At 37.4% G+C, this 20,259-nt stretch carries 13 protein-coding genes and 1 tRNA gene; 9 read left to right on the top strand and 5 right to left on the bottom strand.

Annotated features, from left to right (window positions below):
* Window positions 1-159: 159 nt before the first annotated feature.
* Window positions 160-933, bottom strand: a complete 774-nt coding sequence (locus GKD17_RS02855; protein ID WP_007839296.1) for an IS5 family transposase — start codon at window positions 931-933, stop codon at window positions 160-162.
* Between the two features lie 119 nt (window positions 934-1,052).
* Window positions 1,053-2,213 (bottom strand): site-specific integrase, encoded by a 1,161-nt coding sequence (locus tag GKD17_RS02850; RefSeq protein WP_007836410.1) that lies wholly within the window; start codon window positions 2,211-2,213, stop codon window positions 1,053-1,055.
* A gap of 368 nt (window positions 2,214-2,581) precedes the next feature.
* Here GKD17_RS02850 and GKD17_RS02845 point away from each other — a divergent pair, with 368 nt between their 5' ends.
* The 4 genes from GKD17_RS02845 to GKD17_RS02830 all read left to right on the top strand — a co-directional run bounded on the left by GKD17_RS02845 (window position 2,582) and on the right by GKD17_RS02830 (window position 11,911).
* On the top strand, window positions 2,582-5,710 hold the full coding sequence (locus GKD17_RS02845; RefSeq protein ID WP_007836412.1) for a SusC/RagA family TonB-linked outer membrane protein: 3,129 nt from the start codon (window positions 2,582-2,584) through the stop codon (window positions 5,708-5,710).
* A gap of 12 nt (window positions 5,711-5,722) precedes the next feature.
* Window positions 5,723-7,219 carry a RagB/SusD family nutrient uptake outer membrane protein gene (locus GKD17_RS02840; protein ID WP_007836414.1) on the top strand — a complete coding sequence of 499 codons (1,497 nt, stop codon included), beginning with the start codon at window positions 5,723-5,725 and terminating at the stop codon, window positions 7,217-7,219.
* Window positions 7,220-7,468: 249 nt separating this feature from the next.
* Complete coding sequence (locus GKD17_RS02835) at window positions 7,469-10,267, top strand: SusC/RagA family TonB-linked outer membrane protein (protein WP_007836416.1); 2,799 nt, start codon at window positions 7,469-7,471, stop codon at window positions 10,265-10,267.
* A 102-nt stretch (window positions 10,268-10,369) separates the two neighbouring features.
* Window positions 10,370-11,911, top strand: a complete 1,542-nt coding sequence (locus tag GKD17_RS02830; protein WP_007836419.1) for a RagB/SusD family nutrient uptake outer membrane protein — start codon at window positions 10,370-10,372, stop codon at window positions 11,909-11,911.
* A gap of 214 nt (window positions 11,912-12,125) precedes the next feature.
* Here GKD17_RS02830 and GKD17_RS02825 read toward each other — a convergent pair whose 3' ends face one another.
* From GKD17_RS02825 to rsmI, 3 genes are all read right to left on the bottom strand, one after another.
* Entirely contained in the window at window positions 12,126-12,815 is a 690-nt protein-coding gene (locus tag GKD17_RS02825; RefSeq protein WP_007836420.1) for a YjjG family noncanonical pyrimidine nucleotidase, read from the bottom strand.
* Window positions 12,816-12,891: 76 nt separating this feature from the next.
* Window positions 12,892-13,740, bottom strand: coding sequence for a Cbp1 family collagen-binding glycoprotein adhesin (locus GKD17_RS02820; RefSeq protein ID WP_007836421.1), 849 nt, complete (start codon window positions 13,738-13,740; stop codon window positions 12,892-12,894).
* A 28-nt stretch (window positions 13,741-13,768) separates the two neighbouring features.
* A complete protein-coding gene (rsmI, locus tag GKD17_RS02815; RefSeq protein WP_007836423.1) occupies window positions 13,769-14,443 on the bottom strand; it encodes a 16S rRNA (cytidine(1402)-2'-O)-methyltransferase in 675 nt (224 codons plus the stop codon).
* 205 nt (window positions 14,444-14,648) lie between these two features.
* Here rsmI and GKD17_RS02810 point away from each other — a divergent pair, with 205 nt between their 5' ends.
* The 5 genes from GKD17_RS02810 to metF all read left to right on the top strand — a co-directional run bounded on the left by GKD17_RS02810 (window position 14,649) and on the right by metF (window position 20,240).
* Complete coding sequence (locus tag GKD17_RS02810) at window positions 14,649-15,248, top strand: thymidine kinase (RefSeq protein WP_007836425.1); 600 nt, start codon at window positions 14,649-14,651, stop codon at window positions 15,246-15,248.
* A gap of 10 nt (window positions 15,249-15,258) precedes the next feature.
* Entirely contained in the window at window positions 15,259-16,395 is a 1,137-nt protein-coding gene (locus tag GKD17_RS02805) for an AI-2E family transporter (RefSeq protein ID WP_007836427.1), read from the top strand.
* 91 nt (window positions 16,396-16,486) lie between these two features.
* Window positions 16,487-16,562: transfer RNA gene (locus GKD17_RS02800), tRNA-Lys, on the top strand.
* 1,072 nt (window positions 16,563-17,634) lie between these two features.
* Window positions 17,635-18,930 (top strand): cardiolipin synthase, encoded by a 1,296-nt coding sequence (cls, locus tag GKD17_RS02790; protein WP_007840615.1) that lies wholly within the window; start codon window positions 17,635-17,637, stop codon window positions 18,928-18,930.
* A gap of 356 nt (window positions 18,931-19,286) precedes the next feature.
* Window positions 19,287-20,240: a methylenetetrahydrofolate reductase [NAD(P)H] gene (gene metF / locus GKD17_RS02785; RefSeq protein ID WP_007836433.1), complete on the top strand. Its 954-nt coding sequence runs from the start codon at window positions 19,287-19,289 to the stop codon at window positions 20,238-20,240.
* The last annotated feature ends 19 nt before the right edge of the window (window positions 20,241-20,259 follow it).

Genomic DNA, 20,259 nt, shown 5'->3' with positions numbered 1-20,259 from the left:
TTTCTTTTAGTTTATCGTATTGCAACCACAACAAAAATTTATCATGTTCACAAAACGATAAACTTTATTAAGAAGATAAGACTACATTCACTTTTGAAAATGACCCTTCCTCGTCTTTATAAGAAATATTGTATAGACAATAGAGAAGCTGTTTTGATTTCATTCGATAAATCTGTTAAGCATGATTTGGATGAATGCAATCTGTACCATAGCTTCTGCGGTTTCAGCAAGGAATTCGTAATCGATGGTCAGCCTTCTGAAGTTTTCCAGCCATGAGAAAGAGCGTTCCACAATCCAGCGTTTGGGCAGTACCTGAAATTTGGATGGACATTCGTCCGGTCTGAGTACGACCTCCAATATCCATCCGAATTTCTTCTTGACCCAATCAGCCAAATCTCCCCTGTAGCCTCCGTCCGCCAGGATTTTCACCAAACGCGGAAATTTATAAGCGAGTTTTTCTATGGCTTGTGGGGCGCCCTTGCTGTCATGCAGGTTGGCCTCATGGATTGCGACGGCTAACGGAAGGCCAAGCGTATCGACAATGATGTGCTCTTTCCGTCCTTTGATTTTCTTGTTCCCGTCTATACCACGGTCTGAATCAACATGATGGGAAGTCTTTACGCTTCTGGAATCCATGATGCCAAGACTGGGACTTTCCTGCCGTCCTGCCTGTTTACGGATGAAAGCGTGCAAGGTATCCATCACTTCTTCAAACACGCCTTCAAGCTTCCATTTACGGAAGTAGTAATAGACGGTTTGCCAAGGGGCGAAGTCAGAAGGAAGCATACGCCACTGGCAGCCGGTCTTGTTGATATAAAGGATGGCATTCATTATCTCTTTAAGCGAATGTTTTCGGTTCCTCGCTTGCGGCTCTAAAATATTTTTTATAACTTGCCACTGTTTTTCAGTCAGGTCGGTTGGATACTGTGTCATAACTTTATTGTTTGGTACCTTTAAAGATATAACATTTTTCCAATTGACCGGCTGATTCTGAATTGTATGTAGCCCTATAACATTATTCTTAAATCAATTCAAAACAGTTTCAGAGTTTACTACCTTTTTTGACATTTTTTTAGATCTCGTACGATTGTACTTCCCATTACTTCTCCATAAATTTGTGTTGTAGCAAGATTTTTATGTCCTAACAATTTTTGTACAGTTGTTATATTAGCACCTTTATATATCAATAAAGTAGCATTGGTATGCCTTGCAGAGTGGAATGAAAAGTGTTTGTTTATTCTAGCCAATTTACCAATTCGTATCAATTCTTTATTTACGCTTGAATTATTTTTTATTGAAAAAAAAGAACTCCATTTTCCTTGGTATTTTTGTAACAAAGTTAAAGCTTTACCTTCAAACAATAAACTTAAAGGCAATTTCACTTCTGCACCAGTTTTGACAGAGTCAAAGATTAGCCATAATTTTCCATCCATTTTTACGATATTTTTCTCATTTAAGCTTACAAAATCAGAATAACGCAATCCCGTATAGCAGCAAAATAAAAATGCATCAAGAGTATGTTCCAAACAACTATTTCTTCCTATCAAAGACACTTCTTCTAATTTTTTCATTTCTTCCGGTAATAAAAAAACATGCTTTCCTTCTTTCATTTTAATTTTATATCTTCTGAAAGCATAGTTATTAGGATCGATGTATCCTTTATTAATTGCAGCATTAACAAAAGATTTCAAATGCTTCATGTGTTTAGCTACTGTATTTGTTTGATAGTCGGAATCATAAAGAAATTTTTCAAAATCTGTAACGAAATTATAGGTTAAGTCTTCAAACTCAATTGTCGGTTTGAACGATTGTAAAAGGGATATTGTCGTTAAATGGTTACGCTTTGTGCTGTCTTTTAGCTGAGAAGACATTATTTCTTTACGTGCAAACCCTAAAAATGAAGCATCTGTGTTCGATTTGAACTCTTCTTTTATGAGGCTTAAGGTTATTGTCTTTCCTTGCCTCCACAAACTTAATTCTTTCTTTTCTAATTCTATAATAAATTCATTAAGCATGCCATTCAGTGCATCTTGATTAGGATGCTCTTTAATAATCTTTCTTTTTACATCCCATTGTTCTGGCCGTAAATAAACATGCGTAGAAAAATACACTTTCTTTTTATTCAAGTAAGCTTCAACTTGAACTAAAGCAGTTCCTCTGTCATTTAAACTTTTTTTTCGATTGTAAACGAAACGATAACTGATTTTCCTCATAATTTAATTCTTTAAATTGAAATTCTATAATAAGACGCAATAAAGAAAAGTAGAAAAGCATTATTCTGCTATTTTGTTCTCATCTTTATATTTATTAGGCGATTTGTTAACGTTTATAGGTTAATGTATGTTTATATGGTCAGTTATAATTTGAAACTCTCTTTTTCTTACGACTTAAAAAAAAGAATAAATATGAGGTTTATTTTCGTTTTTTGTGAGTTTTAAATGCCCAAAAGCATAAAAATATAGCAGTTTAGTATGATTTTTACAATAATTTGTTTGAGATTACAATTTTATTCATACCTTTGCAATTTGTTAGAGTGAATGAATTTATATTAATGTAAAGTTAAACTTTAAGAGAGAATTTTATGAAAAGAAAATTAATGCTGTTATTGACCTGCCTTTTTGTAGGTATAGGTTTGGTAACCGCTCAGATCACGAAAGTAACAGGTACTGTTATTTCGGAAGAGGACGGATTACCCGTAGTTGGCGCCTCTATTTTAGTAAAAGGTACCACTGTAGGTACAGTTACTGACATGGATGGTAAATTTACATTATCAAATGTTCCAAGTTCTGCAAAGACTTTGGTGGTTTCCTTTATCGGAATGGCTACACAAGAAGTGGCTATAAGACAGACTGTTAATATCACTTTGAAATCTGATACAGAGATGCTTGACGATGTGGTGGTTGTAGCTTATGGTACTGCGAAAAAGTCGTCTTTTACAGGTTCTGCGACTGCTGTTAGTGGAGAAAAAATAGCAAAAATGCAGGTTTCTTCAGTTTCTAAAGCCTTGGAAGGTGCAGCAGCAGGTGTACAAGTAATCAACACCAGTGGGCAGCCTGGAGAAAATGCTAAAATAAGAATCCGTGGTATTGGCTCTTTTAGTGCATCGTCGGCTCCTTTATACGTAGTTGATGGTATGCCTTATGATGAAGAGTCTGTTAATGCATTGAATCCTGCCGACATTGAAAGCATGTCTATATTAAAAGATGCTGCATCTGCATCTCTTTATGGTTCACGTGCGGCAAATGGTGTTGTGATGATCACTACCAAAAAAGGTATGGTAGATAAATCCAAAGTAACTCTTGATGCACGCTGGGGAGTAAATACTCGTGGTGTTCCAGAATATGATATCATGAAAGATCAAAGAGAATACGTACTAACAGCTTGGAATACTTTGAAAAATCAATCTACAGGTGCAGAAGCTTCCGAAGGATTAATAGGTAGCATTGGGTACAATCCATTCATCGGTGTAGCTAATAATGCCATGGTTTCAGCAGATGGTGTAGTTAGTTCTGCGGCTCTCCGCCATAATGACGATTGGGCTGATGCCGCATTACATAATGGTATGCGTCAGGAATATAATTTGAGTCTGCAAGGTGGTAACGCTAAGACAACTCATTTTTTATCATTGGGATATTTGAAAGATGAAGGAATTTTAAGGCATACTGACTTCGAACGTATTTCAGCACGTGCCAATATTAATCATACTGTAAATAAGTTTATTGACATCAATGGTAATTTGGCTTACGCAAGAGCGGAAAAAAATGCAGGCCAGTCACAAAATGCTAGTTTGTCTAATTACTCTAATGCCTTTATGTTCACTCAGCAAATCGCTCCTATTTATCCTGTATATGCGTATGACGAAAACGGAAATCGCATATATGACGAAGAAGGCAACACTGTTTATGATTTTGGTGATGGTACATATAGTACACGTATGGGCGGTTTCAGTAATCAAAATGTTGCAGCTAACTCTGGGTTGGATGTGCATCAGACTTTGAATGACAATTTTAATGGCCGTGGTACTATCAACATTAATATTATTGATGGTTTAAAAGCGACTGCTAACATTGGTTATGATTTAATGAATCAAATCCGTACAGACCATATGAATCAGTTATATGGGGATGCTGCTAATGTGAATGGTCGTACTTATAAATATAATCAACGTATTGAATCGTTTACAGCAAATCAACTTTTAACTTATAGTAAAGCATTTGGCCATCATAATATTGACATAATGGCTGGTCACGAATCTTATTCATATACACTGAAATATCAGTATACTCATAAATACAATTTTTATACTATTGGAAATCCTGAGTTCAACAATGCCATAACTATGAGTGATATGAATTCATATACACAAGAACATAGTATGGAAAGTTTCTTTGGTCGTGTAAACTATGATTTTGATAACAAGTATTATCTATCTGCAAGTATTCGTTCAGATGAATCTTCCAAATTCCATCCTGATCACCGGCGTGGTACTTTTTGGTCTGTCGGAGGTTCTTGGAGATTAACACAGGAAGAGTTTTTGAAAGATGTGGAATGGTTGTCTAATCTTAAACTAAAAGCAAGTTATGGAACACAAGGTAATGATGGAATTCTTGATATAAATGGTTATGTAGTCTATCAACCATATTTGAAGCAATATTCTGTAACCAATAATAACGGAGATTTCTCTGTAGTCGAAACTTATCGTGGAAATAAAGATTTGACTTGGGAAAAAAGCAAAAATTTAAATATCGGTTTGGAAGCTGCTTTTCTTAATAACCGTTTGAAACTAGAAACTGAATATTTCTTGAAGAAGACTTCGGATATGTTGTACAATATGCCTTATCCCATTTCTTCTGGAATTTCTTACGTTCCAATGAACCTGTTGGATATGCAGAATAAGGGGATTGAATTTACCATTTCTGCCACCCCAATTCAAACAAAAGATTTTATATGGAATTTATCTTTTAACGGTACACACTATAGCAATAAGATTTTGAATCTTCCAGAAGACAAAAGAGAGAATGGAATTATTCATGGTACCGCTTCTTTGTTCCGCTTAATGGAAGGAGGGTCTATTTATGATCTTTATACGTATGAATATGCAGGTGTTAATCCAGAGACAGGAGCGGCACAATGGTATATGGATGAGAAAGATGCTAATGGCAAGGTGACCGGAAGGACCGTAACCGAAGACTATACTCAGGCAAGCAAATATGAATTAGGTTCTACTTTGCCCGATTTCCAAGGAGGTTTTTCAACTGATTTTGCATACAAAGGAATCGATCTTTCTATAGCTACAAACTTTCAAATTGGTGGAAAGATATATGACAGCATGTATTCTTCTTTCATGCATGCGGGAAGCAATATTGGCAGCAACTGGCATAAGGATATCTTGAATGCTTGGACTCCGGAAAACAAAAATACAAATGTGCCTATAATGGATGGTGCGCAAAATAGTAATAGCCAATCCTCACGTTTCTTGATAAATGCATCATTCTTTAACATCCGTAACATTTCATTAGGATATACTTTCCCGAAAGAATGGATGAAAGCAATATCAGCAAGCAGTGCACGTATTTACGTATCTGCCGATAATGTAGCTTTATTCTCTAAACGTAAAGGTATGGACCCCCGCCAATATGCTTATGGATATTCGGCTGCCAATTATTCTGCGATTCGTACTTTATCATTCGGCATTAATTTGAACTTTTAAAAGAATAGAATTATGAAATATACAAAATATTTAGCAATATTGGCTGCAGCGTTTATGATGGGATCTTGTAGCGATGACTTTTTGGACAAGGAACCTTCAGAAAATGCATCAGAGGACCAAATTAAAGATTTGCTTGATAAAGATCCTACAGCTATTCAAGCATACATTACAGGATATTACAAAAATATGTTTTCTCCGGAAGCACAGCAAAGTCATGATGATTTCGGGTTAAAGGCATTTGAATTGGCCACAGACTTGATGGGAGATGATATGGCGTATATGACTTCACACTTCTTCGTATATGATTATCTGCTTGACAACCGTGCTTCAAGTTATCGTCGTACTACCACTTACTGGCAAGAATTATATGCTGTAATCAGTGGTGCAAATGAAGTAATCAGCGGTCTGAAAGAACAAGCGGACAGCGGTGATGAGAGTGTTGAGAAGATGCTGGGACAAAGTTACACTATACGTGCTTACTGCTATTTTTGGTTAATAAACATGTACCAACAACCTTATGAATGGAATAAAGATAAATTAGGTATTCCTATTTATACTGAATCTGAAACCAAATTGAATCGTGTTCCTGTAGGTGAGGTCTATGAACAGATATTAAGTGATATAGATAAAGGATATAATTATTTGAAAGGAAAAGGAATATCCAAGAAAGATGAATTAAATGAATATGCAGCAGCTGCTATTTATGCAAACATTCTTTCATTTGTTAATGATTATCCCGATCAATGGAATGAAGTTGCTAAATACGCAAAATTGGCTATTGAAGGTGGCTCACTGATGAGTGAAAAAGAATTACTTTCCGGCTTTAATGACCTTTCTTTGAGCGAAGTGTTGTGGGGGGCTGATATTAATGGTGAAACGAATACATTCTACGCTTCATTCATGAGTCAAGTTGATCCTTACGGTCCGGGATATGGTGGTAATTTAGGAAATTACAAAATGATTTCCAGTGATTTGTATGAAAAAATTTCAGATAATGACATTCGTAAAAAATGGTTTGGAGTTGATTTGGGAGAAGCAAATACTCATTATAAAGTAAGACAATATGTGCAGCGCAAATTTATTGATGTAGGTTCTACCGCGCCTGGTTTTACTCCTACAGGTGATACTTTTTGCTCTGACTATATTTATTTGCGTACTGGTGAAATGTATTTTGTAGCTGCAGAAGCATTATATAGGGCAGGGAAAGAAAGTGAAGCCAAAACAATGCTGACTACGATTATGAAAACTCGTAATCCAAAATATGAAACATCCGCAACAAGTGATGCACTTTTACAAGAAATTGAACTTCAAAAGCGTATTGAAATGTGGGGTGAAGGTCGTCGTTTATTTGATATGAAACGTCGTAATGAAAGTTTGGATAGGACACATGCAATTAATCATAGTGCGATTGCTCCAAAGGAAGTCCCTGCAGGTAGTAAATTATTCATTTATCAAATCCCCGATAAAGAGTTAAATGCCAATAGTGAGATTACTGATAAAAACGAATAACTAATAATAAGTCTATAATAAAAAAGATGCCTAGATTACTAGGCATCTTTTTTATGCTTAAGGTAGAATAAAAGTAGACATAAAATCAAATTATTTTTTTCTTTTTATAATATATAGTTGATTTATAGTTTGTTATAATAGACGTAATATTGTATATCTGTAAGAAAACAGAATGCTAAAACTTTGATTACTAGATGCTTTTTTGTATATTTTAGTTCTGCAAAGACTTTGGTAGTTTCCTTTATCGGAATGGCTACACAAGAAGTAGCTATAAAACAGACTGTCAATATTACTTTGAAGTCGGATGCCGAAGTGCTTGAAGAAGTGGTAGTAACAGGATATGGTAATTTCAAAAAATCATCATTTACAGGATCAGCCTCTAATGTATCAACAGAGAAATTACAAGATATCCCTACAGTTAGTGTTCAGGATCGTTTAGCGGGTTCTGTATCTGGTGTACAAATTACATCAACTTCAGGACAACCCGGAGCTGTCGCTTCTGTACGTATTCGTGGTATGGGTTCTATCAATGCCAGCAATGAGCCATTGTACGTTATTGACGGAGTCCCTATGCTGAATGGCAATGTTAGTGAATTCTCATACGCAGATTCAGGTAACAGCCTTATGGCTACATTAAACAGCAACGATATCGAATCTATGACCGTGATAAAAGATGCCGCCGCTGCATCACTTTACGGTTCTCGTGCTGCCAACGGTGTAATTGTTATCACAACTAAAAAAGGGGCATCCGGCAAGACAAAAATCAATTTAAGAGCAGATTGGGGACTTTCCAACATGGCCATTAACTACCGTCCGATCTTAAATGGAGAAGACAGACGTGAAATATTACATCTGGGACTTGCAAACTATGCATTAAACAATGGTAATGACGAAACAGCTGCAAAAGCCTTCGCAGATAAGAATATTGAAGACTTCGCCGCAAGACCATGGTCGGGTTATACAGACTGGAAAGACGTCTTATTCCGCAACGGAAGTCACCAAAATTATGAAGTAAGCGCACAAGGAGGAAGCGAAAAAACACGTTTTTATACTTCCTTTGCTTATACTAAACAGGAAGGTATTACAAACGTTTCCGGCTATGAACGCTTTACCGGACGTGCCAATGTAACTCATCAAGCCAATCGTTTGACACTGGAGGCAAACACAATGTTTACCAACTCCACTCAAAACGTAAACAACGAAGGGACCAGTTTTGCCAGCCCCATCATGTGCTATGCAATGACTGCCTCTCCTTCTACATATCCGTATAATGAAGATGGTTCTTTCAGCACAAACTTCCCGGCATTAAATGGTGCCAATCCTATACAAACAGAAGCCTATAATTATAACAGAAGTACAATAAACCGTTTTTTAGGTTCTCTTTCTGCAACATGGAACATTTGGGACAACTTAAACATAAAAGAGGTAGTCAGTTATGATTTCAATCAAAACAATGAACGTGTTTGGTGGGATCCCCGCTCAAATGACGGACGTTCTTCTAATGGAGTTTACCAGCGTGTTATGGGAAACCGTGCGAAATTGAATACCCAAACTCAATTGACATATAACAAAGTAATTGCAGAAAAGCACACTTTAGACGCTTTAATTGGCTTTGAAACAGAAGATTACAAATATGATTATGTATATGCTAACGGAAACACCTATCCATCTTATCTGCCGGAAATAGAAAATGCAGGTAATACCCGTGCATCCAGCAGTGTACAAAGATATCGTATGACATCATTTCTAGGACGTTTGAACTATGATTATGAAAATAAATATTATTTCAGTGCCAGTTTCCGTCGTGACGGAAGTTCACGTTTATCTAGAGAAAGCAGATGGGGTGATTTTTGGTCTGTATCCGGTTCGTGGAGAATTACCAGTGAATCTTTCATGGAAAATATAAAAGAAGTAATTACTGATGCCAAGTTACGTGCTTCTTACGGTGTAAATGGTACACAGCCATCTGATTATTATGGTTATTTGGGTGTTTTCGGATTTGGATACAATTATAATAAAGGAGCTGGTTCTGCAGAAAATCGTATCGAGAATCCTAATATGAAATGGGAAAAGAACTATGCAACAAATATAGGTCTGGACTTAACTTTGTGGAATCGTCTGGCTTTAACATTCGAATGGTACAATCGTGAAACTAAAGACTTGTTGATGGATAGAGCTATATCTGCTGTACCCGGCATTATTGACGGGAGTGGTATTGCTAATACATTGATGAATGTAGGCTCAATGAGAAACCGGGGATTTGAGTTTGAAATCAAATCAACGAATATTCAAAACAACAATTTGACATGGACTACCACATTCAACATCAGCCACAATAAAAACAAATTAACAAAGTTGGATGGTGAACAGAACGAAATGATTAGCGGTGTATCCATTCATCGTATTGGGGAACCATACTATTCTATTTATGCTTATGAATATGCAGGAGTTGATCCTGCAACAGGTAAAGAATTATATTATATAAACGGAGAAGATGGAAGCAGAGAGACAACTACCAACTCCGCACAAGCAAATAAAACAATCATAGGATCAGTTGAACCTACCGTACAGGGTGGTCTCACAAACTTTGTAAGCTGGAAGTTTATTGATTTCAATATGACATTAACCTACTCATTAGGAGGCCATGCTTATGACTATGCGACTTGGTTGCAATCTAACGGAGGTACATATAATTATTTGGGTAACGTACCTGCTTATTACAAAATAGAAGACACTTGGAAAAAACCGGGCGATAATGCTAAATTACCTCAGTTTGCATATGGAAATACTAATATCGCATCATCTCGTTGGTTGATGTCTACAGATCATTTGCGCATCAAAAATATCACATTAGGTTTCACTATGCCTTCCAAAGTATCTCAAAAGTGGGGAATCAACAAATTAAGGGCTTTCGTTTCTGCAAACAATCTGTTGACATGGAAATCAGATGGTTTATATGTTGATCCGGAAACACCCGTTGATGGACTATGTACATTTGAAACACCGGCTTTAAGAACCATTACATTTGGCTTAGAAGTTGGATTCTAATTTATTAATTATAAAGTTTATACAGAATAAGAAACAGGATATTAAAATTCCATTATCCAGAAATCTTATTCAACATATAATCTAAAAAATAAAGAGAACAAAATGAAAAAAATATATAAATCTCTAGTTTTCACGATGGCAACCATTGCATTGACTTCGTGTGTAAACGATTGGCTAGATCTGACACCATCAGATAGTATTCCCAGTAATTCTGCCATCACAAATTACAATGATGCAAAAACCGCTTTGTATGGTATGTATGATGGTCTGCAGGGAAACTCTACCTATACACAGTATTATGCCGCACGTATGTTTTACTATGGTGACGTCCGGGGAGATGACATGCAGGCACGTACACAAGGAATGCGCTCTTCCAGTTGTTACGAAATGAAATACACCATTGACGATGCTCCCAACATGTGGAATGTACAATACAATGTATTACGCCGTGCCAACCGTTTGATAGAAGCCGTAGAAAATAACAAAATAACAGATGCCGAAAAGAATCAGGCAAATGTGAACAACATCTATGCACAGGCAAAATCTGTTCGCGCCTTGGTACATTTTGATTTGGTAAAAGTATATGGTATGCCTTATTCTTTTGATTATGGAGCTTCAATGGGAGTACCCATTGTGACCACCCCGATAGATCCTTTGAATGCCAGTGCTATTCCCGGACGTAATACAGTGGCCGAAGTATATGCCCAAATTGTAAAAGATTTAACCGAAGCCATTGACTCCAAAGCCTTAAATGTTTCTAAATCAGCTGGAGACAATCAAGGATTTATTGACGAATGGGCTGCCAAAGCTCTACTTACACGCGTGTATATATACATGGGTAAAAACCAGGAGGCTTTAGATATAGCAAAAAACATTATCGAAAATTCTCCTTATAGCCTATGGACAAAGGCTCAATATGCAAACGCTTGGGATAAAAACAACGCCAATCATATCAATGAAATGATTTTTGAACTTGTCAATAGCGGCTCTGATGACTGGGCAGACCGTGAAGGTATTGCATATTTATATCATGAAGATGGATATGCCGATGCTATTTGCACAAAATCATTTGTTGATATGTTAGCTCAAGATCCAAGTGATGTTCGCTTGGATGTGATTCTGCCGGTACAATTGAAAACAGATGACAGTGGAAAACCGACCGATATGTATAAGACCTATGGAGACAATCGTATCTTTATCAATAAATTCCCAATGGGAAGTTTAGGGGATATGCGATTAAACAATTTACCTATTCTTCGTTTGTCAGAAGTGTATTTAAATGCAGCAGAAGCTGCAGCTAAGTTGAATGACAAAGCTTCTACAGTTAAATATCTGAATGAAATTATTAAAAACCGTACAGATGATACAAAACAATTAGTTACAGAGTCTACCGCTACTCTAGAAAGAGTCTTATTGGAACGTCGTAAAGAATTAGTAGGTGAAGGACAACGTTTCTTTGACGCCATGCGTAATAATGAAACAATAACACGTTATACCAATGAAGATGAGAAAGGTTGGCATTATTCTATAAATAAAGAATCACAAGTATTCGACCGTTCTTATTTTAGAGCGATTTTACCAATACCTGTCAGTGAAACCAATGCTAACCCTATTTTAAAAGCTCAACAAAATCCAGGTTACTAAATAAAAATTCAACTCCGCTAATTCTCAAATAATCTTTAAAGGAAGGAGTTGAAAGAAAAAAATGCTTATCAAGGGATGTTCCAATACACAGGAGCATCCCTTTGAAACAAATACCTGACACTCCTTATACAAATACATTGTTTGTGCCAACAGAATTATCCATCAACATCTTCCATTGCCAACAGAATTATCCATCAACATCTTCCATTCAATTTCATAAGAAAGAAGCGATATCCTGCCAATCCCTCATATCAAAACCAGGTTTAAAAGGCAAGCCCCTCTCACCTTTTATATTATAATAAACATTTCCCATCCCTACGTTTTTCGCACCTTCAACATCATTCTTCCAGTTATCTCCAATCATTAAAGAAGTATGTAGCTCGGACTGTGTAGCCGACATGGCAAAATAAAAAATCTCCGGAAACGGTTTATGTACTCCTATGTCCTCTGACAAAACAATTTTCTTAAAATACCCTTCCACACCGGCAGAACGCATCTTCTGCTCCTGCAATTCCCTGAATCCATTGGACAAAATATACAGATTATAACTGGATGCCAAATATTCCAAAGCTTCTCTTACATGAGGCATTAGTTTCTTCTTGTAAATTATATCATCAAAAAAATTATCCGAATAGGCTTTTACCAACGCTTTATCTGTAACTCCTACCTGCAACAATGGATAGGAAAATCTTTGCTCATTCAACTCATCTTTTGTAATCCTACCAGCACCATATTCATTCCACAACTCCTCATTCTTCCCGCTGTACAAGGTATAAAAATGAGAAAAAGAACGAAAATAACGATCAAAATGATATTTATCATACATATCTTGGAATGTATCACGAGCGTTTTCAGTAAAAGCCCATACTGTATCATCCAAATCAATAAATATACTTCTATACATACAACATAAAGCAGATTAAAAAAGGGTTGCGTCACTCACGGCACAACCCTTTCACAAAACAATAATTTAAATTCTCTTATTTCACCTGAATAACAAGATAACGTGATACGCTCCAAAATTCAGTAGGATTTGTAATTTTCAAGGCCAGTTGCCCTTTTGCATCTTTCACTAGTTCATATGAACCTACCGGATGTGTAGTCAGCAATTCAGCACGTTTAGAATACAACTTGATTTCCTTATCAGTACGAATATCAATCTGAGTAAAATAATCCTTATTAAAGTCCGCACTTTTCAGGACATCACCTTTTTCAAGAATTTTCTGGTCTTTCAATTCAGATTTTGTTCCAAAAACAAACCAGGCAGCATTCAAAGCTTTATCCTGGCTGGCTACAGTTGCAGCCTTCGCTTCATTTTCAGCGGTCAGTTCACTTACATTCTGGCTTAAACCAGCTACAGCATCATCCAGCTCAGCGATACGAATATTTTTTGAAGCTAATTCAGCCTGCAGAGTCTCAATCTGCTGCTGTTTAGCTTCCAACTCCTTCGTCAGGTTGGCTACAGCTTTCTTCAACTGAGCGGAATTATACTGACTATTCTTCAATTGCTTCTCCAGTTTCGCAATCTGCTCACGGTTTGACTGCAATTTTTCACTGATGAAGCGAATATCTTCTTTTATCTTATCAGCACTATTCTCACGAATAGAACCACTCTGTAAGTCTACACGATTTTCAGCCTCATTTATCTGACGAAAACCTTCCTGTACTTCATTGAAAGCACCCATGATATCGTCCAATTCAGCATTTCTGTTTGACAGTTCCACCATCAAAGAATCATTTTGAGCCTTCAAGGCATCTTTCTGAGCTCCATTACCACATGAAGTCAATAAAGCTACAGATAACAACGATAAAAATACTAGTTTTTTCATTTGCTTTACATTTTAAGTTTATTCATTTTTAGTCCTCTTTCCCACTGAGTACAATTACAATTTCACCTCGCGGCTCGTTTTGAGTGAAATGCGCTATAACTTCAGTTAATGTGCCCCGAACACTTTCTTCGTGAATTTTTGAAATCTCACGACATACGGAAACAGGCCTTTCGGCACCGAAAAACTCGGCAAATTGAGTTAAGGTTTTCACCAAACGGTAAGGTGATTCATAAAATATCATCGTCCGTTTTTCTTCTTGTAAAGAAGTCAAACGGGTCACTCTTCCTTTTTTTTGTGGCAAGAATCCTTCAAAACAGAAACGTTCATCAGGCAATCCCGACGCCACCAGCGCAGGTACAAAAGCAGTAGCTCCAGGCAAACATTGCACTTCGATGTCATTCTTCACACACTCACGCACTATCAAAAATCCGGGATCAGAAATACCAGGAGTTCCAGCATCAGATATTAAAGCAACAGTTTCGCCTGCTTTGATACGATTCACAATACCTTCCACTGTTTTATGCTCATTAAACTTATGATGAGACTGCATGGCGTTCTTAATTTCAAAATGTTTCAAAAGAATGCCCGAAGTACGCGTGTCTTCCGCCAATATCAAATCAGCCTCTTTCAACACACGGATGGCACGGAAAGTCATATCCTCTAAATTTCCTACAGGAGTAGGTACGACATACAGTTTTCCCATAAAACAATTGCATTCTGTTATAATGGAACAAATGTAGAAAGAAATTAAATGAATAAAGTTAATTGCCTCCATTATTTAACAGATGTTGCACTTTAGTTTAACATTATATCTTTTATTAATAAATTTCCGAGTGAAAATAGTCCTTTTTCGAGGTACAAATCGTACATTTGTACCTAAAATTAATCTATATTGTTACATCAAAATTATGGTAGTTTTTTCAGAAGACCACATTCAGGAAACGCGTAGAAGAGGAAGAATAGAAGTAATATGCGGTTCTATGTTCTCAGGTAAAACCGAGGAACTAATCCGCCGTTTAAAAAGAGCGAAATTTGCCCGTCAACGGGTTGAAATATTCAAACCGGCCATGGACACACGCTATTCAGAAGAAGAAGTCGTATCACATGACAGTAATTCCATTGCATCCACCCCCATCGATTCTTCTGCCAGTATCCTACTTTTCTCATCAGACAAAGACGTAGTGGGAATAGACGAAGCTCAATTTTTTGATGAAGGCCTGATTGATGTTTGCAACCAGTTGGCCGACAATGGCATACGAGTCATTGTAGCAGGATTGGACATGGATTTTAAAAGAATTCCTTTTGGTCCTATTCCTGCCCTGCTGGCTATCGCTGATGAAGTAACCAAAGTTCACGCCATTTGCGTGAAATGTGGAAATCTAGCCTATGCCACTCATCGAATCACCAAAAGTGACAAGCGGGTTTTATTGGGAGAAAAGGCTGATTATGAACCGCTTTGCCGAGCCTGCTATATGGAGTCCTTGAAAGAAGAAACTGAAAATAAATAACATATGCTTTATGCTGCAGAAAAAAATAACATTCGACAGTTTTATCCGTGGAATATTGACAGCGGTTGTCATTATCGGCATTCTATACTTAGTAAATCAGCTTAGCGGAGTGCTACTCCCCTTTTTCGTGGCATGGCTTATTGCTTATCTTATCTACCCGATGGTTATTTTCTTCCAGCATAAACTGCGTCTGAAGAATCGGGTTATCTCCATATTTGTTGTTTTATTAGTATTATTATCCATTATCACACTAGCATTTATCGGACTTGTTCCACCTATCATTGAAGAATTCGGCAAGCTGAAAGAACTGCTTACCGAATATTTTATCGAAGGTTCCAAGCAAGCAGCTATTCCCGGCACTGTGGCCAATTTCATAAAAGAACATATAGATATGCTGAAAATACATGAAGCACTGAACGAAAACAACTTCGCAAATACTATGCGTAATGTGCTTCCACAAGTATGGACCTTGTTGACCCAATCCGTCAATATTGTGGTCAGCGTATTTACCTCATTCATTATCCTGCTTTATACCTTCTTTATTTTATTGGATTATGAAGCCATTGCGCGAGGATGGATTAAACTGGTTCCTATCAAACACCGTGAAATGACAATACGCATTGTTACTGATGTGCAAGATGGAATGAACAAATATTTTCGCGGCCAGGCATTTGTTGCCTTTTGTGTAGGAATTCTATTCAGTATAGGTTTCCTTATTATTGACTTCCCATTAGCTATCGGTTTCGGTTTATTTATCGGACTTCTCAATATGGTACCTTATCTTCAGCTCATCGCTTTCATCCCCACCGTCTTATTGGCACTACTGAAAGCAGCGGATACAGGAGAGAATTTCTGGTGGATATTATTTTGCGCTTTTTTGGTATTCTGTATCGTGCAAATCATACAAGATGGCCTAATTGTACCAAAGGTTATGGGAAAAATTACAGGTCTGAATCCTGCCATCATCCTATTATCTCTCTCTGTTTGGGGAGCGTTAATGGGAATTGTAGGAATGATTATTGCTCTACCTTGTACCAGTTTAATGCTCTCTTATTATCAAAGGTATATACGAATAAAAGAAAAAGAATTTTCCGAAAGTACAAAAACGACTGACAATCAACAAATAAGCAATACCAAAGAGAAATAATTCAAAAAAAACAGGTAATATATTTGCATGTTTCATTTAAAAAGTCTACCTTTGCACTCGCAATTCGGAAGAATAGCAATAACAAAGGATTGATTCGCTAGCTCAGCAGGTAGAGCACAACACTTTTAATGTTGGGGTCTTGGGTTCGAGCCCCAAGCGGATCACCAAGAAAAAAAGAGAGTTACATCAAAATAACTCTCTTTTTTTATATCAGAATTAAACTGGTTAAACCAAGAATGGATTTTCCGGGTCAGTTTCCCAAAATATTCTTGACGCACCAGTCTTTCTCACTAGAAAGTTTGAAACATTTATGCCCTCATGCCCTCACAACAAACATAACAAGCTAATTATAAACCACTTATACATCAATGTAAAAATACTTACTCTCATTCATGCTCTCATGCCCTCACTACATTTTCAAGATAATTTTCTCATAGCATATTGGTTATCAGTTATATATTCTCTTTTTTATAAACTATTCCAGCTTGATACAAAGTAGAGCATTCCAAAACTTTTTCCTCGTAAAAAGCACCATAAAGGATTTGTACCTCCACGGAATGACGGCTTACGATGCGTCGGCAAAGATAAAAAACACCCCCGTTTCTGATGTGGAATTTCATTCTGGACGTATGGAAGTTCATATACATACACATAAGAATGAACATAATGTATGTATGGCCTGCACATACATCAGATTCGCCACTAAAAGATTTTATATGTATCCTCAGACCTTTCCTACCTTATGATTAAGGGTTTTCTTCCCGTGTGTTTTATCTCCGCAAGCCTTTGGAGTAAACTCCATAGCCTTGGGAGATAACTCCAAAGCTTATGGAGATAATTCCAAAGGCTATGGAGATAGAATACATCCGTATAAAAAGGTTTAATCAGAAGACAGAAAAGGCTTATGCAACAGGGCTGGAGATGCGATATGCATTCTTTTAATCCCGCTGACAGGTTATTATTTTTTTCAGTATCTCCTCCTCTTGAATGTCATAACAGCAGAAAGGCCGGACTGACAAACTTCTTTCACACACACTACAGATGTTTATACCGAACCTGAAGAAAGATATGAATAGAATAATAAAAAGCAGTCTTCATTAAATTTCTACCGCCCAATTTATCAACTGTTTAAACAGAATGACCACACTGTTCTATTTCTCCCTTTTAAACATAAATAATACCGATGGCTTGTTCATTCCTAGAATAATAAATACCTTTGCAGCTTTAATAAAAAAAACAATGAAGTTTGATATAAAAAAACATATTTATTTAATACTTTTATTCATCTTACCCTTCACTGTAAAAACAGCGCAGTCACAAGAAGTGACCAACATCCATATAGCGGTAACAGATACTGTACCAGCCTATACAAGCGACTCTGCCGTTATCAACTTCTTAAAGGACGCCGGCATTCCTATCACCCAAAACAGCAAACTGAAATTATTAAAAAGCGGTCGGGCCAAATTCATCGATCTCTTTGAAGAAATACGGCATGCCAAACATCATATCCACTTAGAATACTTCAATTTTCGTAACGATTCCATAGCGAACGCACTATTTGATTTATTGGGGGAGAAAGTAAAAGAAGGGGTGGAAGTTAGAGCTTTATTTGATGCCTTCGGCAACTTGTCAAACAACAAGCCATTAAAAAAGAAACACATAAAAGCAATCCGTGACAAAGGTATAGAAATTGTCAAATTCGACCCTTTCAAATTTCCCTATATCAATCATGCCCTGCACAGAGACCATCGCAAGATTGTAGTCATAGACGGAAAAATAGGATATACTGGTGGAATGAACATAGCCAATTACTACATAAAGGGTCTGCCGGAAATAGGCGACTGGCGTGACATGCATATCCGTATAGAGGGAAATGCCGTAAACGAATTGCAGAACATCTTCCTGACTATGTGGAACAAAAGCACTAAACAACACATAAGCGGAAGCCAATACTATCCCCTACGAAACGATTCTACTTTCAAGGGAAATAAGAATGTAGCTATTGTAGACCGTATTCCGAAAAAAGAGCCCAAACTGATGAGGCAGACTTATATCAAGTCCATTGATGCCGCACAGGATAAAATACAAATAGTGAACCCTTATTTCACTCCCATTCCAAGCATTAAAAAAGCCATAAAACGGGCTCTGAAGCGAGGTGTTGAAGTAGAAATCATGATACCGGGCAAATCGGATATTCCTTTTACCCCCGACGCCGCATTCTATACAGCAAACAAGCTGCGTAAGAAAGGGGCAAAGATTTATGTGTATAATGGCGGGTTCCATCACTCTAAGATCATGATGGTGGACAGCCTGTTCTGCACTGTGGGAAGTACGAATCTGAACAGCCGGAGCCTACGCTATGACTATGAAGTCAACGCTTTTATTTTTGACAAAGAAACCACACATGAACTGAGTACCATGTTTGACCATGACAAGCTGGACAGCACTCTGCTCACTAAGGAAGAATATAAAAAACGCTCCGGATGGAAACGCTTCGTCGGTTGGTTCGCCAATCTGTTCAGTCCGTTCCTATAAACCTCTGCCACTTCCCCAAACAAAGGTTTACAAATTGTTTCATCTCCTGCAAGGACGGGACTTATCCCATCTGCAACTTATTCTCCATGCAGTAAAGTTTGACAGGTCATCCTCTAAGAGAACAATGCCTGTAATCATGAGAAATGTTACTCCACCATCACGGACGGTATCCCTGACAAGTATGGAAAACCACGGCTTAACTGCAGGGAAATGCTTTTCTCTCCGTATGTTTCACTTTATTATAGAACAAAGATAAAATAAATCGCTTTTTCATCCCCATAAACTACGATATTTTTCTTATTTTTGCCCAAATATGTAATTCCGCCCGAGAAGGCATAAGAGAACGAGACAGAACGATGAGAGTAGTTGATTTAATAAAAAGCACGGACAATACGGCTTTTTCTTTTGAAATTCTCCCTCCGCTGAAAGGAACGGGTATTGAAAAACTATATAAAACGGTTGATACGCTACGCGAATTCGACCCTAAATATATTAATATTACAACCCACCGCAGCGAATATGTGTACAAAGAGCTGGGAAACGGGCTGTACCAACGTACACGCCAGCGCCGCCGTCCCGGAACAGTTGCTGTTGCCGCCGCTTTGCAGAACAAATACAATATAACGACAGTGCCACATATCCTGTGCAGCGGTTTTTCCCGCGAAGATACAGAATATGTATTGTTAGATCTACAATTCCTGGGCATCACCGACTTGTTGGTACTGCGTGGTGACAAGGCAAAACACGAATCAGCTTTCGTACCCGAAAACAACGGTTACAACCACGCCATAGAACTGGAAGCGCAGATCAATGATTTCAATAAAGGCGTATTTGTAGACGGTTCCCCTATCAAGATAACAGGAACTCCATTCAGTTATGGAGTAGCTTGCTATCCTGAAAAACATGAGGAATCACCCAATATGGAACAAGATATTTATTGGCTGAAGAAAAAAATTGAAGCAGGAGCTGAATATGCCGTGACACAGATGTTCTATGATAACCGCAAATATTTCGAATTTGTAGAAAAAGTAAGAAAAGAAGGAATCAACGTGCCTATTATTCCGGGTATCAAGCCTTTCCGCAAATTATCTCAGCTGAACATGATACCTAAGACGTTCAAGATAGACTTGCCGCAGGAACTGGCAAGCGAAGCGATGAAATGTCAAACAGATGAAGAAGCGGAAAGTCTTGGCATAGAATGGTGCATACACCAGTGCCGTGAATTAATAGCCTGTGGTGTTCCCAGCATTCATTTCTATACCGTAAGTGCCGTGAACAGTGTAAAGGAAGTTGCAAAAGCAATTTATTAAACAGTAAATAAATGACTAT

This window comes from Phocaeicola dorei (assembly GCF_013009555.1).
Taxonomy (GTDB): domain Bacteria; phylum Bacteroidota; class Bacteroidia; order Bacteroidales; family Bacteroidaceae; genus Phocaeicola; species Phocaeicola dorei.
This window is presented reverse-complemented; position numbering and strand designations above follow the sequence as displayed.

What these genes read in the sequence shown, in the direction of transcription:
- GKD17_RS02855 (WP_007839296.1), bottom strand. Translation starts at nt 933, where the DNA reads ATGACACAGTATCCAACCGACCTGACTGAAAAACAGTGGCAAGTTATA.
- GKD17_RS02850 (WP_007836410.1), bottom strand. Translation starts at nt 2,213, where the DNA reads ATGAGGAAAATCAGTTATCGTTTCGTTTACAATCGAAAAAAAAGTTTA.
- GKD17_RS02845 (WP_007836412.1), top strand. Translation starts at nt 2,582, where the DNA reads ATGAAAAGAAAATTAATGCTGTTATTGACCTGCCTTTTTGTAGGTATA.
- GKD17_RS02840 (WP_007836414.1), top strand. Translation starts at nt 5,723, where the DNA reads ATGAAATATACAAAATATTTAGCAATATTGGCTGCAGCGTTTATGATG.
- GKD17_RS02835 (WP_007836416.1), top strand. Translation starts at nt 7,469, where the DNA reads ATGGCTACACAAGAAGTAGCTATAAAACAGACTGTCAATATTACTTTG.
- GKD17_RS02830 (WP_007836419.1), top strand. Translation starts at nt 10,370, where the DNA reads ATGAAAAAAATATATAAATCTCTAGTTTTCACGATGGCAACCATTGCA.
- GKD17_RS02825 (WP_007836420.1), bottom strand. Translation starts at nt 12,815, where the DNA reads ATGTATAGAAGTATATTTATTGATTTGGATGATACAGTATGGGCTTTT.
- GKD17_RS02820 (WP_007836421.1), bottom strand. Translation starts at nt 13,740, where the DNA reads ATGAAAAAACTAGTATTTTTATCGTTGTTATCTGTAGCTTTATTGACT.
- rsmI (WP_007836423.1), bottom strand. Translation starts at nt 14,443, where the DNA reads ATGGGAAAACTGTATGTCGTACCTACTCCTGTAGGAAATTTAGAGGAT.
- GKD17_RS02810 (WP_007836425.1), top strand. Translation starts at nt 14,649, where the DNA reads ATGGTAGTTTTTTCAGAAGACCACATTCAGGAAACGCGTAGAAGAGGA.
- GKD17_RS02805 (WP_007836427.1), top strand. Translation starts at nt 15,259, where the DNA reads ATGCTGCAGAAAAAAATAACATTCGACAGTTTTATCCGTGGAATATTG.
- cls (WP_007840615.1), top strand. Translation starts at nt 17,635, where the DNA reads ATGAAGTTTGATATAAAAAAACATATTTATTTAATACTTTTATTCATC.
- metF (WP_007836433.1), top strand. Translation starts at nt 19,287, where the DNA reads ATGAGAGTAGTTGATTTAATAAAAAGCACGGACAATACGGCTTTTTCT.